Genomic DNA, 13,618 nt, shown 5'->3' with positions numbered 1-13,618 from the left:
TTTCTTTTTAGTAAAAAAGTGCTAAAATTTAGCCTTTAAAGTATAAAGGTTTAAATGATGCAAAATATCCATTTTATCGGCATAGGCGGTATAGGAATTTCCGCTTTAGCAAGATTTTTAAAAGAAAAAGGTTTTAAAATTAGCGGAAGTGATCTTAAAGAGAGTAAAATCACTAAAGAACTAGAAAAAGAAGGGGTTAAGGTCAGTATCCCTCATCATAAAGACAATATTTTAAACAAAGATTTAGTTATTTATTCTGCTGCTATCAAAGAAGAAAATCCTGAATTTAAACACGCTAAAGAATTAGGCATTAAATGCCTTTCACGCAAGGAGGCCTTACCTCTTATCTTAGAAGATAAGCGCGTTTTTGCAGTTGCAGGAGCACATGGAAAAAGCACAACTTCAAGTATTTTGGCTTCTTTGCTTGGTGATGCTTCTGTGATCATCGGAGCGATTTTAAAAGAATTTGGTTCAAATATGATTTATAAAGAAAGCCAAAACCTTGTTTTTGAAGCTGATGAGAGCGATAGTTCTTTTTTAAATTCAAATCCTTATTTGGCTATAGTTACTAATGCAGAAGCAGAGCATTTAGATCATTATGGCAATGAAGTTTCAAAACTCCATCATGCTTATGCGGAGTTTTTAGATACGGCTAAAATTCGCGTGATTAATGCTGAAGATGAGTTTTTGAAAAATTATAAAAATGAGTCAACCAAGCTTTATCCGAGCAAAGATATCAAAAACTGCACCATGCGTATAGAAAATTTCAAACCTTTTACAAGCTTTGAGTTGAAAAATTTAGGTGAATTTAAGGTTTTTGGCATGGGATATCATTTAGCCCTTGATGCGTCTTTGGCGATTTTGGCGGCTTTAAATTTCTTAGATATAGAAACGATAAGAACTAGGCTTAAAAATTATCAAGGTATTAAAAAGCGTTTTGATATTTTACATGCTGATGAAAATTTGGTTTTAATCGATGATTATGGTCATCATCCCACCGAAATAAAAGCGACTTTAAGTGCAGCACAAGAATACGCAAAATTAGGCGGATATAAGAAAATCACAGCTATCTTTGAACCCCACCGCTACACGCGTTTGGCTGCAAATTTAAAGGAATTTGCAAAGGCTTTTGAAGGTGTAGACGAGCTTATAATTTTACCTGTTTATACTGCAGGAGAAGAGCCTATAGGGCTTGATTTAGAAGCGGTTTTTCCTAAGGCTTTATTTGTAGAAGATATCAAAAGAGAGGGTAAATTTTTGGTAGCTTCTAAGGGGCAAGTTTTTGAAGAAGGGCTTATTATAGGTTTTGGTGCAGGAGATATCAGTAATAAATTAAGGCAAAAAAATGAGTAGGTTTTTTTTATATTTTTTAATTATTTTAATTTTAGCCTTAATCACTTTTGCTTTGCGTGAAAAATTAGGCAAAAAAACTAAACCTTTTTTTGGTATTTTACTTGTGATTTTTATTGTTTTAGCGGTATTTTTTGAATTTGAAAACACGCAAAAAAGTCATTTAAGAACAGATATTATCGTAGCTTTTAATCAAAATAAAAATATTTTATGTAAAGATATCAATGTTTCTAAGGCGTATTTTAATTATGAATTTGGTACAGGAAGTTTTATTTCAAAGGATAATAATCAAAGTTTTAATTCTTTAATCATAGATATTAAAGATTGTAGGTTAAATGATGAATGATACAAAAGAAGAATTGATCTCAAAGCTTGATTTAAACGGCTATTTAGAAGAGTTTAAAGCCCTTTTTGCAAGAGATAAGGAGATTTTTTTGCAAGGAGATTCTAATCTTCATTTTAAACGTATACATGAGCTTTGCGAGGTGGAATTTCCTACTATACCAGAGCTTAGCAATCTTGATAAAGCCTTGGTTCATTTAAGTAAGCAAGGAATTTTGCATTTAGATGAAATTTTTGAATTTGTAAAAATTTTTCGTTATTTTGAAAAGTTAAAAAAAATAAAACTAGGAACAAATTTAGACTCTTGGCTACAAAAGATAGAATTTGTTAGCGGGGCTTTGGAGCTTTGTTTGAATTTCGATGAAAAAGGGGAGTTAAAAGAAAGTTTAGATGAAAGACTTGTAAATCTTAATGCCGCTCTAAGATTAAAAAATGAAAGCATAATAGCTGAGTTTAAGAAATTTTGCTATACAAAAGCTTTAATGCCTTATCTTATCGATACACAAATCCATCTTATAAACAATCTTGAAGCCTTGCTTGTAAGAGGCGGGTTTAATCACGCTATTAAAGCAAAAATCATAGGCAGAAGTAATGGCGGTGGCTTTTATATCGTGCCTTTAAGTGTTGAAAATTTGCAAAATGATATAGAAAAAATCAAAAATCAAAAAGAAGAAATTTATTATGAATACGCTAAAAATTTCTCAGCTTTTTTAGTAAAAAATCTACCTTTTTTAAAATTTATCAATACAGCCTTTGATCTTTTTGATCATTATAGTGCTAGGGTTTTGCTTGCTAAAAAAAGGGATTTTGAATTTGTTTTGTGTGATCAAAGTACGGATTTAGTGCTTAAAAATTTCGCTCATCCTGCCTTAAAAAATCCAAAAAGCGTGAGTTTGGAATTTAAAAAACAAGTTCTAATCATCACAGGGGTAAATGCAGGCGGAAAATCCATGCTTTTAAAATCCATGCTAAGCGCAGCATTTTTAGCTAAACATCTTTTGCCTATGCATATAAAAGCAAGTGAAAGTAAAATCGGTACTTTTAAAGAATTTGATGCCATCATAGAAGATCCGCAAAATGTTAAAAACGACATTTCAACTTTTGCAGGAAGAATGTTGCATTTTTCTAGACTTTTTTCTAGGAAAAATTTGCTTTTAGGTATCGATGAAATAGAGCTTGGAACAGATTTTGAAGAAGCGGCTTGTTTGTATAGTGTGTTAATTTCAAAACTCATAGCTAATAATCTTAAAATCATCATTACTACACACCACAAACGCCTTGCCATGCTTTTAGCAAAGAATGAGCAAGTTGAACTCATCGCTGCCTTATATGATGAAGAGCTTTCACGCCCAAAATACGAGTTTTTAAAAGGCACCATAGGAAAATCTTATGCCTTTGAAACCGCTTTGCGTTATCAGATTCCGCCGAATTTAGTTAGCGAGGCTAAAAAGCTTTATGGCGAGGATAAAGAAAATTTAGAAGAGCTTGTGGGTAAAAATATCAATCTTGAATTAGAACTAAAAGCTAAGCTTGAAAATGTCGAGAAAAAAGAGCAAAAAGTCGATGAAATTTTACTTTCCTTAAAAGAGCAAAAAGAAAAAAATGAACAAGAATTTCGTACGAGTTTGAGAAATTTAGAATTTAAATTTCACAAAGCCATAGAAGAAGCTAAAAAAACCATACAGCTTAAAGATATAAAAGACAAGCAAAGAAGTCTTAATAAAGCCAATGAACTTAAAAAAGAAATCATCTTGCCAAGTATGGAGCAAAACGAAGAATTGCGTGTGGGGGATTTTGTAAAATATGAAAAAATTAAGGGTAAAATCATAAGCATTTCTAAAAACGATGCTATGGTTGAAAGTGATGGGATCAAACTTCGTGTGCCTTTAAAACTGCTTAAAAAAAGCACTCCTACATCTAAAATAAGTCCAAAAACAAGCATTAGTGTGGCAAAACCGACTAATCTTAGTGTTAGCTTGGATTTGCACGGGCTTAGGAGTGATGAAGCTATTTCAAGGCTTGATAAATTTATTTCAGATGCTTTGCTTGCAGGCTTTGATGAAGTTTTAGTTTACCATGGTATAGGAGCAGGAAAGCTTGCCTTTGCTGTAAGAGAGTTTTTGAAAACTCATAAAAGTGTCAAGGGCTTTAATGACGCACCGATCAATCAAGGTGGCTTTGGTGCTAAGGTGGTAAGATTATAATTTGTTAATTCTATCTTGATCGCTATCACCTTTAAAAAATGCATAGTTTTTATTATTGCATTTATATGCAAAATATATTTCTTGATTTTCTTTAATAAAAGGTTCAAAATAATTTGTAATCACTTCTTTATTTTTTTCTATAAATCCCATATTTGTAATTTTTGAAAAATCGTTAATATAACAAAGAAAATCAATATATTCATAATCATTTTGTATTAAAAATTCTTGAAAAAGACTATAAATATTTTCTGTAAAATTACCTATAAAATCAACTATTCTAATACATTTTGCTTGAAGTATTTTTATTTCTCTTGTAACAAAAATACATTTTAGTGTAGATTTTTCAAATATTCCCAAAAATTGATATTTGTAAAAAGGGTTATTGTAGTATCTGTTTATAAAGTATTTTTTGGATTTATAAGGCATAAAATTAAATTTAATATTTGATTTTATAAATTCTTCTGCATTTAAAATTTTATATGTAAAATTAATATTTTTTAAGTTACATATCGATGGAGAATTTGCAAAATCAGCTATATAAAAAATATTTTTTTTATCATTTTTAATATAAAAATGCTTAAGTGGTTCTATTTTATCATATAAAAAAAGTTTATAATATTTTATACCATGCTCTGATAATCCAGCATTTCCTATTGATTTTGGTTTTAAAGTTTCTAGTAAAAATTTAATTAATACTAATCCAAATGTAGGTTTAATACTTTTCCAAATTCCAAACCATAAATCTTTATTGATTTCAAGATTATCATCATATTGACTAAGCAAAGTAAAACCTAATATAGATTGAATAATATTATTTTCCAATCCCAAAACTATATTATACCTTTGGTTGTATTTATCTAAATACTGAAAATCAAGCACCTCTTTTCTATAGGAAAATACATGATTTTTACTCCAATGATTTTTTATAAATTCCATTATTTTACTTGCTTCTTCTAATTTTGCAAATCTAATTTCAACCAAAGTTAGCCTTTCCATAAATAAATTCATTGCAATCATATCTATGGAGTGCAAATGGATTATTGATTAAATCTTTATATTCAATATCTTTTGAAGGTATAGAACTAAAGGCAAAATCAAAATTATATTTTTTAAGCCATCTTTTTGCATAAGAAGTGCTTTCTCCATAGGGATAAGAAAATACTTGTATCGATGGTTTTATGAAAGAGTTTAAAAAACTTATAGAAGTTTGCAATTCATATTTTTGATTATGTATACCCAAAGTTTTGAAGCTTAAATGAGTGGAGCTATGACTGGCTATTAACATGCCATTTTCACTCATTGTTTTTAATTCGTTTTTGTTTAAATATAAATCATTAAAAATTTCTTCATCATTCCAAAAATTTATAGTAATTTGATCTAAAATTTTTTCTTTATATTCTGGTTTTATAAAATAATTAAATAAGAGTTTAAAGTCTTTTGTGTTTTTATCATCATCTAATTCTTGATAGTAGTTTTTAAAAAGTTTTAAAGAAGATTTTTTTAACATGTTTGGTTTTATGATATTGTAGGCAGTATTTAATAAAATCCCCCCCCCCATTTTTCCAAGTAAATAATGTATTCTATGAACATCTAGTACTTTTTTTTGTTTAAATATGCGAGTAGGAACAAAAAATATACCAAAAAGTTTTCTTTTTATAAGTTCATTAAAAACATAATTATAATGATCTTTAAGTCCATCATCAAAAGTTAATAAAATTTTATTTTTTAATTTATTGCAAAATAATGGATTTTCTTTTAGGTGTAAAAAATCATTATAGGTAACAAATCCAAATTCTTTTTCAAAGAAATCTAATTGTTTTTTGAAATTTTCAATGTGTAAATATCTAAAGTTAGGTAGTTGTTTTAAACTTTCTCTTATATAATGATACATTATTATTTTCATGATTTAATTCCTTTTGAAGTATTATATCAAAGTTATTTTAAAAATAAAACTTAGATTTAAATATTTTTTGCTACTCTTTTAAAAAATTAAGGTTTGGTAATGAAAAACATTATGATATTAAGCGGAGCGGGTTTGTCTGCTCCAAGTGGGCTTAAAACTTTTAGAGATAATGATGGACTTTGGGAAGAATACGATGTGATGGAGGTTTGCTCTGCAACAGGTTTTAGAAAAAATCCTAAAAAAGTACTTGATTTTTACGATGCAAGAAGGGCACAACTTCAAAATGTAAAGCCAAATCATGCTCATGAAAAAATCGCACAGTTAAAAGAAAAATGGGGTAAAAACCTTTTTGTCATCACGCAAAATGTAGATGATTTGCTAGAGCGTGCAGGGTGTAAAGATGTAGTACATTTGCATGGCTTTTTGCCTGAACTTCGCTGCTTAAAATGCGAAGGAATTTTTAATATAGGTTATGAAAAAATCACAGATAAACAATGCCCAAAATGCAAAAGCAAGGATTTAAGACACAATATAGTCATGTTTGAAGAGCAAGCCCCTGCTTATGCTACGCTTTATTCTTTGCTAAATCAAACTTCGCTTTTTATCAGTGTAGGCACAAGTGGGGCGGTTTTGCCTGTAGGGCGTTATGCTTCAATGTGCGAAAAAAGTATTTTAAATATCTACGAAAAAGATGCGAATTTAGAGTGGTATTTTGATAAAATCTATATAGAAGATATTATAAGCGCTATTGATAAAATCGCACTTGATATAGAAAATTTTATGAAAGATGGTAATGTTTGATTCTTTTTTAAGTGGAGTTTTTTTGGGTTTTGGAGTGAGTGTGCCTTTTGGGCCTGTAAATATTTTGATTTTAACTTATGCGCTAAAAGCTTTTAAAAATTCCATAGCTGTAGGACTTGGAGCATTTAGCATAGATATGCTTTATCTTTTTTTGCTTCAATTTGGGCTTTTAAATTTTTTAGGTAATGTTATTTTTATGCGTTCTTTGGCGATTTTTGGTTTTTGTTTTTTAACTTATATGGCGTATTTGATGCTAAGAAAAAAGAAAGAAAGCTTAAATTTAGAGCATAAAGAATTTAAAGAAAGTCTTTTGAAAAGTTATATTAAGGGAGCTTTTTTAAATGGTTCAAATCCTTTTGTGATAGGATTTTGGCTTAGCGCTGCAAGTGTGGTTTTAAGTAGTGATCATGCTTATTTGATGATTTTAGGGCTTGTTGTGGCTATACTTTTTTGGGTAAGTGCTTTAGCCTTTGTGGTGGCAAGATATAGTCATGTTTTTAGTGCAAAAGTTGTTTTTATAATCAATATAATTTCAGCTATAATTATAGAGTATTTTGCTCTTAATTTATTATATAAAACTTTTATAGGATAAAAAAATGAATGCAAAAGAATTTTTAATCGAACTTTTAAAATTTAAATCTGTTACGCCAAATGATGATGGAGCTTTAAATTTCATCGCTATGGAACTGAGTGATTTTGAAGCTTTTTTTATAGAAAAAGAAGGCATTAAAAACCTTTTACTCACTAAAAAATTTAAAGATGAAGGCGAGCATTTAGCTTTTGGTGGGCATGTAGATGTGGTGCCTGCAGGTGAGGGTTGGAGTAGCGATGCTTTTGTGCCTATGGAAAAAGAAGGCTTTATCTATGCAAGGGGTGCTCAAGATATGAAAAGCGGAGTAGCAGCCTTTGTAGATGCGGCAAAGAATGCGGATTTTAAAGGAGCTAGACTTAGCCTTATTTTAACAAGTGATGAAGAAGGCGAAGCTATATATGGAACTAAGGCTGTTTTAGAATGGATGCAAGAAAGAGATATGCTACCTGATTATGCTGTGGTTGCCGAGCCAACCTGCGTTAAAAAAATCGGCGATAGTATTAAAATAGGGCGTCGTGGTTCTATCAATGGAAAACTTTTAATCCGTGGAAAACAAGGGCATGCGGCTTACCCTGAAAAATGTATCAATCCTGTGCATGATTTTGCGCCAGTTTTAAAGCTTTTAGCGGGTTTTGATCTTGATCCTGGAAGTGCTGAATTTAGTCCTTCAAAAATCGTTATAACTGATATTCGCGGAGGTATGGGGGTGTGTAATGTTACGCCAAATGATTTAAAACTTATGTTTAATGTTCGCAATTCCCCTGATACAAGCTTAGAAGATGTAAAAAGTTATGTAGAAAAAATTTGTCATGGTTTAAACTATGAGTTAGAGCTAAAACAATCAAGCGAAGCTTTTTTGACAAATATCGATAATAAAATCGTTCAAAAAATGAATGAAAGCGTTCAAAAAATCACCCATGAAGTGCCAGAGCTTAATACTAAAGGCGGCACAAGTGATGCAAGGTATTTTGCAAAATACGGTGTAAAGGTAGTGGAATTTGGGGTTTGTAATGATAGAATTCACGCTATTGATGAAAGAGTAAGTATAGAAGAATTTGAAAAACTTTGCCTTGTTTTTAAAGACTTGATAGAAAATTTTTAAAGGTTTAGAATGATTATCAATGGACAAAAGCTTGAGCTAAAAGAGCTTAAATTTATGGATTTTATCAAAGAAAAAGGTTTTAAAATCGAACTTATCGCCTTGGAATTAAATGGAGAGATTGTACCTAAGAGCGAATTTGAAAATTTGATTTTAAAAGAAAACGATAAAGCTGAAATTGTAAGTTTTGTAGGAGGTGGATGATGAGAGTAAAATTTAATGGCAAAGAACTTGATACAGACTTTAAAACAAGTTTGGAATTTTTTGAAAATATCAGCAAAAATGAAAATGATGTATGGATTATCAATGGTTTTGCAACAAAAGAGAATATCGCTTTAAACGAAGATGATGAGCTTTTTTGTATAGAAAGAAATACTTTACCTCCAAAAGATGCGCTAGACGCTATGATGAGAGCAAGACATACACCAAAGCTTCACGATAAACTTAAAAATGGGCGCGTGGCGGTGTGTGGTTTAGGCGGACTTGGATCACATATAGCGATAAATTTGGCAAGAAGTGGAGTGGGGTATTTAAAGTTGATTGATTTTGATGTGATTGAGCCTAGCAATTTGAATCGTCAAGCTTATCGTGTAAGTGATTTGGGTAAATTTAAAACCGAAGCTTTAAAAGAGCAAATTAGCGAAATTAATCCTTATATCAGCATTGAAATTTGCACTTTGAAAATCAATGAGGATAATTTAAAATCTTTGTTTAAAGATATAGATATAGTTTGTGAAGCCTTTGATAGTGCTATCGCAAAAGCAATGATGGCACAAAATTTTCATAGATTTTACAAAGATAGTATTTTAATCTGCGCTTCAGGGCTTGCGGGCTATGGTGATAGCAACAGCATACAAACAAGAAAAATTGCTAAAAATTTCTATGTGTGTGGGGATTTGGTAAATGGTGCTAAGCTAGGAAATGGACTTATGGCGCCAAGGGTAAATATTTGCGCAGGACATCAAAGTAACCTTGTTTTAGAACTTTTAGCAAATAAGGAGTAAAAATGCAAGAAAAATTAAAAAATGATAAATTAAAAATAGGCAAATACGAGTTTGATTCAAGATTTATTTTAGGTTCTGGAAAATATTCGCTAGAGCTTATAAAATCAGCTATAGAAGAAGCTAAAGCGCAGATCATCACTCTAGCCTTACGCCGTGCAAATACAGGGGAAATTGCTAATATACTTGATTATATCCCTAAAAATATCACACTTTTACCCAACACTTCAGGCGCAAGAAACGCCGAAGAAGCCTTACGCATTGCAAGGCTTTCAAGAGAACTTGGTTGTGGAGAACTTATCAAGATAGAAGTGATAAGCGATAGTAGGTATTTGTTGCCTGATAATTATGAAACGATTAAAGCTTGCGAGCTTTTAACTAAAGAGGGTTTTACACCTCTACCTTACATGCATGCTGATCTTTACGCAGCTAGAGCTATGCGTGATGCAGGAGCTGCGGCTATCATGCCTTTAGCAGCACCTATTGGGAGCAATAAAGGCTTATGTGCTAAGGAATTTATACAAATTTTGCTTAATGAAATTGATTTGCCTATCATTGTAGATGCGGGTATTGGAAGTCCTTCACAAGCTTGTGAAGCTATGCAAATGGGAGTAAGTGCGGTGATGGTAAATACAGCCATAGCTGAAGCAAAAGATATAGCCTTGATGGCTAGAGCTTTTTCTTTGGCGGTAAATGCAGGAAGAGCGGCTTTTTTAGCAGGTTTGGCAAGTGTGAGTGAAGCTAAAGCAAGTTCCCCATTAACAGGCTTTTTAAGGGATTAATTATGCAAGATTATATGCAGTATTTACCTCACATGCAGGAAATAAAAAGCGAAATTTTAAACAAGGTTTTAACTCAAGTTCAAAGCTATGATGAGAGTCAATTTAGCGCCAAGGATGTTAAAAATGCTTTAAATCAAACGCATTTAAGTATAGAGCATTTAAAAGCCTTGCTTTCAAGTGCAGCAGAAGATTTCATAGAAGAATTAGCCTTTAAATCCACCAAAGTCAAGCAAAAATATTTTGGAAATTCTATCTCTCTTTTTACTCCGCTTTATTTGTCAAATTATTGTAATTCTAAATGTGTTTATTGTGGTTTTCAAAAAGGCAATAAAATCGCAAGAGCTAAGCTAAATGAAGCTGAAATTCACGAAGAAATGCAAGCCATTGCTAAAAGTGGTTTAGAAGAAATTTTAATGCTAACAGGTGAGGGTAGGGAGTTTGCAAGTGTAGAATATATAGCAAATGCTTGCAAGATTGCTAGAGAGTATTTTAAGGTTGTAGGTGTTGAAATTTATCCTATGAATGAAGATGAATATAAAATTTTGCATGAAAAGGGTTGTGATTATGTGACTGTTTTTCAAGAAACTTACAATCCTCTAAAATATTCTAAAATTCATTTAGCTGGTGAAAAACGCATTTTTCCTTATCGCTTTAATGCTCAAGAAAGAGCTTTAAAAGCGGGTATGCGTGGAGTGGCTTTTGCGGCACTTTTGGGTATAGATGATTTTAGAAAAGACGCTCTTGCTACGGCGCTTCATGCACATTTTTTACAACAAGCTTATTCGCATGCTGAAATTTCTATTTCAGTACCACGTTTAAGGCCTATTATCAATAATGCTAAAATCCATCCTAAAGATGTGAGTGAAAAACGCCTTTTGCAAGTACTTTGTGCTTATAGACTCTTTTTGCCTTTTGCGGGCATTACCATTTCAAGTCGTGAAAGAATAGGTTTTAGAGATGAGGTTATTAAGCTTGGTGCTACTAAAATGAGTGCAGGAGTGAGTGTGGGTATAGGTGAGCATAAGGGTGAGAAAAAGGGTGATGAGCAGTTTGAAATTTCAGATGATAGAAGCGTAGATGAAATTTTAGCTATGCTTAAAAGATCCAATTTACAAGCTGTGATGAGCGATAGTATCTATGTGGGATAAAAAAATCATCGCCATAAGCGATAGAAAATGTGTAGAAATAGACTTTTTAAAGCAGATTGAAAAACTTGCTAAGGCTAAGGTAGATGCTATAGTTTTAAGAGAAAAAGATTTAAGCGAATTTGAGTATTATGACTTAGCAAAAGAAGTTTTAAGCATTTGCGCAAAGCAAAAAGTGACTTGTTTTTTGCATTTTTTTGATAGGGGGTGTTTAAAATTGGGACATCGTTATTTTCACGCACCGCTTTCTTTGCTAAGAAAAGAACCTAAATTAACAAAATATTTTCATATACTTGGTACTTCAGTCCATAGCAAAGAAGAGCTTTTAGAGGCGATGAGCTATAAGGTAAATTATGCTTTTGTAGGGCATATTTTTGAAAGTTCTTGCAAGATGGGTTTAGAACCTAAAGGGATTGATTTTTTAAAATCCTTGCTTGAATTTAGTCAAATTCCACTTTATGCTATAGGCGGTATCAATGCTCAAAATATAGAAAATTTTAAAGATATAAATGTAGTAGGTGTTTGCATGCGTGAAATTTTAATGAAAGAAAAAGATCTTAAAAAGTATCTTTTAGAATGTAGGCAAAATTTACGATGAATAAAATTCTTTCTTTACCAGAAGATTTAAAGCAATTAAAAGGTGTCAATTATAAAAAAATTAAATCTTGCACTTTTGCTAAATATACACAAACGGATACTTCGCATTCTACTTTTGTTAATGTAGGAAGTCATCTTTTAACTTTTGTTCGCAAAGGATATAAAATTTTACATACTGCATCAAAAGATTATAAGATTAACTCTTATGAAACTTTGTTTTTAAAAGCTGGGAGCTATACTTTAAGCAATGTAGGACTTAGTAAAGGAGTTTATGAAGCTTATTTATTTTTTTTTGACAATGCATTTTTAATTGAACTTATTTATAAGTATAAAGATTTTTTTAAACTAGATCAAAAGTTTCAAAACTATGAAATTTTTTGGGTAAAAAATGATAAGATTTTGCAAGGAATTTTGGAAAGTTTTTCACCGCATTTTGAAGAAAATACGCAAATTTTAGATCCTATAGTGAGTTTGAAATTTGAAGAGATTTTTTTACATTTGCTTTTAAATAAGAATATTTATTTTATTAGTTTTTTATCAGGAATTTTAAAAGAATTTCGCCTTGATCTTTCCCAACTTTTTGAGTATTGTGGTAGAGAATTTTTAAGCGTAAATGAAATGTCTAATTTTGCGAAATTAGATTTAGCAACTTTTTCTAAAGAATTTAAGAAATGTTTTGGACAAAGTCCTAAAAAATGGTTAGATGAAAAAAGGTTGCAAAAAGCAAAGATTTTACTTAAATTTTCTAAAAAAAATATCAATGAAATAGCTAATGAGTGCGCTTTTTCTTCGGCAGCTTGGTTTATTGAAAGATTTAAAGAGAAATATGAGCAAACTCCTAAGCAATATCAAAAAACAAAAAACTTGTATTTTTTATCAAAAAACTAGCACATTTTTTTTATCTAAATAAATATAATTCAATGAAAATATTTTTAAATAAAGGAGAAAATATGAAAAAATATGTTTTAAGTTTAGCGCTTCTTGGAAGTTTGCTTGGTGCAAGTGAATTAAAATATCAAGAATTTGATGGTTTTAAAAGCCCTGAAAGTATTTTTGTAGATAAAAACTATGTTTATGTATCTAATGTAGGAGAAAAACTTGAACCTTTGGCGAAAGATAATGATGGATTTATTTCTAAGCTTGATAAAAATGGCAAAGTGCTAGAATATAAATTTTTAACCCATCTTAATGCACCAAAAGGCATGATGGAGATTGGAAAAACTCTTTATGTGGTAGATATCGATGTTTTACGCGGTTTTGATCTTAAAACTAAAAAAGAAATTTTTAATTTACCTATTAAAGGTGCAATCTTTTTAAATGACATAGAAAAATTAGACGACAATACGCTTTTGGTTAGCGATACTGGCACAGGGCTTATTTTAAAGGTTGATTTAAAAACTAAGCAATATGATGAATTATTAAAACTTGATTTAGCAAAATTTGGCGGTCCAAATGGGTTATATCTAGATAGAAAAAAACATAAGCTTTTTATAACTGGTTATCATCCTGATGGTGTAAGTGGCGGTGTTGTAATGGCTTATGATTTAAATACAAAAGAACTCAGTATAATTAAAAATGAAAAAGAATCTTATGATGGAATAGTTCCTTATAAAGATGGTTTATTGGTAAGTTCTTGGGGAAATAATCTAAATGGATATATTTATAATTTAGATAATGTTAAATCTGTAAAACTTGAACTTCCTTTGATGAAAGGTCCTGCAGATATATTTATTGAAGGTAATATTTTATGGATTCCTAAGATGGCAGAAGGTAAAATATTCAAAGTAGAACTTAACAAATAA

15 protein-coding genes are annotated in these 13,618 nt (G+C 30.8%); 13 read left to right on the top strand and 2 right to left on the bottom strand.

All coding sequences use genetic code 11. From position 1 onward, the window contains the following. Nucleotides 1-54 precede the first annotated feature (54 nt). The 3 genes from murC to FBF22_RS05125 are packed head-to-tail and all read left to right on the top strand — an operon-like array spanning nucleotide 55 to nucleotide 3,896. The gene (murC, locus tag FBF22_RS05135) at nucleotides 55-1,353 is read left to right on the top strand and encodes a UDP-N-acetylmuramate--L-alanine ligase (protein WP_079264889.1); all 1,299 of its coding nucleotides are present in this window, start codon (nucleotides 55-57) and stop codon (nucleotides 1,351-1,353) included. After that, a complete protein-coding gene (locus tag FBF22_RS05130) occupies nucleotides 1,346-1,696 on the top strand; it encodes a hypothetical protein (RefSeq protein WP_002783335.1) in 351 nt (116 codons plus the stop codon). Before murC ends, FBF22_RS05130 begins: the two co-directional genes overlap by 8 nt. Next, on the top strand, nucleotides 1,686-3,896 hold the full coding sequence (locus FBF22_RS05125) for an endonuclease MutS2 (protein ID WP_079264890.1): 2,211 nt from the start codon (nucleotides 1,686-1,688) through the stop codon (nucleotides 3,894-3,896). Before FBF22_RS05130 ends, FBF22_RS05125 begins: the two co-directional genes overlap by 11 nt. On the opposite strand, the gene FBF22_RS05120 is transcribed toward FBF22_RS05125, so the two are convergent. Both FBF22_RS05120 and FBF22_RS05115 read right to left on the bottom strand, forming a co-directional pair. After that, the gene (locus FBF22_RS05120) at nucleotides 3,891-4,877 is read right to left on the bottom strand and encodes a hypothetical protein (RefSeq protein ID WP_223208873.1); all 987 of its coding nucleotides are present in this window, start codon (nucleotides 4,875-4,877) and stop codon (nucleotides 3,891-3,893) included. The genes FBF22_RS05125 and FBF22_RS05120 overlap by 6 nt on opposite strands. After that, complete coding sequence (locus FBF22_RS05115) at nucleotides 4,870-5,799, bottom strand: polysaccharide deacetylase family protein (protein ID WP_004307650.1); 930 nt, start codon at nucleotides 5,797-5,799, stop codon at nucleotides 4,870-4,872. Before FBF22_RS05115 ends, FBF22_RS05120 begins: the two co-directional genes overlap by 8 nt. Nucleotides 5,800-5,898: 99 nt before the next feature. Between FBF22_RS05115 and FBF22_RS05110 the strand changes: the two genes are divergently transcribed. The 10 genes from FBF22_RS05110 to FBF22_RS05065 all read left to right on the top strand — a co-directional run bounded on the left by FBF22_RS05110 (nucleotide 5,899) and on the right by FBF22_RS05065 (nucleotide 13,618). After that, nucleotides 5,899-6,600, top strand: coding sequence for an NAD-dependent deacetylase (locus tag FBF22_RS05110; protein ID WP_002803435.1), 702 nt, complete (start codon nucleotides 5,899-5,901; stop codon nucleotides 6,598-6,600). Next, nucleotides 6,593-7,192: a LysE family translocator gene (locus tag FBF22_RS05105; protein WP_004307652.1), complete on the top strand. Its 600-nt coding sequence runs from the start codon at nucleotides 6,593-6,595 to the stop codon at nucleotides 7,190-7,192. The genes FBF22_RS05110 and FBF22_RS05105 overlap by 8 nt, the downstream gene beginning before the upstream one ends. Before the next feature lie 4 nt (nucleotides 7,193-7,196). After that, a complete protein-coding gene (gene dapE, locus FBF22_RS05100) occupies nucleotides 7,197-8,294 on the top strand; it encodes a succinyl-diaminopimelate desuccinylase (protein WP_004307653.1) in 1,098 nt (365 codons plus the stop codon). Nucleotides 8,295-8,303: 9 nt separating this feature from the next. Next, nucleotides 8,304-8,495 (top strand): sulfur carrier protein ThiS, encoded by a 192-nt coding sequence (gene thiS, locus FBF22_RS05095; protein ID WP_002858367.1) that lies wholly within the window; start codon nucleotides 8,304-8,306, stop codon nucleotides 8,493-8,495. Next, nucleotides 8,492-9,295 (top strand): thiamine biosynthesis protein ThiF, encoded by an 804-nt coding sequence (gene thiF / locus FBF22_RS05090; RefSeq protein ID WP_002859169.1) that lies wholly within the window; start codon nucleotides 8,492-8,494, stop codon nucleotides 9,293-9,295. The genes thiS and thiF overlap by 4 nt, the downstream gene beginning before the upstream one ends. Before the next feature lie 2 nt (nucleotides 9,296-9,297). Further along, complete coding sequence (locus FBF22_RS05085; protein ID WP_002867171.1) at nucleotides 9,298-10,074, top strand: thiazole synthase; 777 nt, start codon at nucleotides 9,298-9,300, stop codon at nucleotides 10,072-10,074. A 2-nt stretch (nucleotides 10,075-10,076) separates the two neighbouring features. After that, nucleotides 10,077-11,222: a 2-iminoacetate synthase ThiH gene (gene thiH, locus FBF22_RS05080; protein WP_004307654.1), complete on the top strand. Its 1,146-nt coding sequence runs from the start codon at nucleotides 10,077-10,079 to the stop codon at nucleotides 11,220-11,222. Further along, nucleotides 11,212-11,817: a thiamine phosphate synthase gene (locus FBF22_RS05075; RefSeq protein WP_002854024.1), complete on the top strand. Its 606-nt coding sequence runs from the start codon at nucleotides 11,212-11,214 to the stop codon at nucleotides 11,815-11,817. Before thiH ends, FBF22_RS05075 begins: the two co-directional genes overlap by 11 nt. Beyond that, nucleotides 11,814-12,704, top strand: a complete 891-nt coding sequence (locus tag FBF22_RS05070) for an AraC family transcriptional regulator (protein ID WP_002901132.1) — start codon at nucleotides 11,814-11,816, stop codon at nucleotides 12,702-12,704. The genes FBF22_RS05075 and FBF22_RS05070 overlap by 4 nt, the downstream gene beginning before the upstream one ends. Nucleotides 12,705-12,766: 62 nt before the next feature. Then, on the top strand, nucleotides 12,767-13,618 hold the full coding sequence (locus tag FBF22_RS05065; RefSeq protein ID WP_002852987.1) for an ATP-binding protein: 852 nt from the start codon (nucleotides 12,767-12,769) through the stop codon (nucleotides 13,616-13,618).

Source organism: Campylobacter sp. CFSAN093260, from assembly GCF_012890095.1.
GTDB lineage: Bacteria > Campylobacterota > Campylobacteria > Campylobacterales > Campylobacteraceae > Campylobacter_D > Campylobacter_D jejuni.
Note: the sequence above shows the minus strand (reverse complement) of the source record. Positions and strands in the feature narration are given on the sequence as shown.

Coding starts and splice junctions, on each gene's coding strand:
- murC (WP_079264889.1), top strand. CDS start 55: ATGATGCAAAATATCCATTTTATCGGCATAGGCGGTATAGGAATTTCC.
- FBF22_RS05130 (WP_002783335.1), top strand. CDS start 1,346: ATGAGTAGGTTTTTTTTATATTTTTTAATTATTTTAATTTTAGCCTTA.
- FBF22_RS05125 (WP_079264890.1), top strand. CDS start 1,686: ATGATGAATGATACAAAAGAAGAATTGATCTCAAAGCTTGATTTAAAC.
- FBF22_RS05115 (WP_004307650.1), bottom strand. CDS start 5,799: ATGAAAATAATAATGTATCATTATATAAGAGAAAGTTTAAAACAACTA.
- FBF22_RS05110 (WP_002803435.1), top strand. CDS start 5,899: ATGAAAAACATTATGATATTAAGCGGAGCGGGTTTGTCTGCTCCAAGT.
- FBF22_RS05105 (WP_004307652.1), top strand. CDS start 6,593: ATGTTTGATTCTTTTTTAAGTGGAGTTTTTTTGGGTTTTGGAGTGAGT.
- dapE (WP_004307653.1), top strand. CDS start 7,197: ATGAATGCAAAAGAATTTTTAATCGAACTTTTAAAATTTAAATCTGTT.
- thiS (WP_002858367.1), top strand. CDS start 8,304: ATGATTATCAATGGACAAAAGCTTGAGCTAAAAGAGCTTAAATTTATG.
- thiF (WP_002859169.1), top strand. CDS start 8,492: ATGATGAGAGTAAAATTTAATGGCAAAGAACTTGATACAGACTTTAAA.
- FBF22_RS05085 (WP_002867171.1), top strand. CDS start 9,298: ATGCAAGAAAAATTAAAAAATGATAAATTAAAAATAGGCAAATACGAG.
- thiH (WP_004307654.1), top strand. CDS start 10,077: ATGCAAGATTATATGCAGTATTTACCTCACATGCAGGAAATAAAAAGC.
- FBF22_RS05075 (WP_002854024.1), top strand. CDS start 11,212: ATGTGGGATAAAAAAATCATCGCCATAAGCGATAGAAAATGTGTAGAA.
- FBF22_RS05070 (WP_002901132.1), top strand. CDS start 11,814: ATGAATAAAATTCTTTCTTTACCAGAAGATTTAAAGCAATTAAAAGGT.
- FBF22_RS05065 (WP_002852987.1), top strand. CDS start 12,767: ATGAAAAAATATGTTTTAAGTTTAGCGCTTCTTGGAAGTTTGCTTGGT.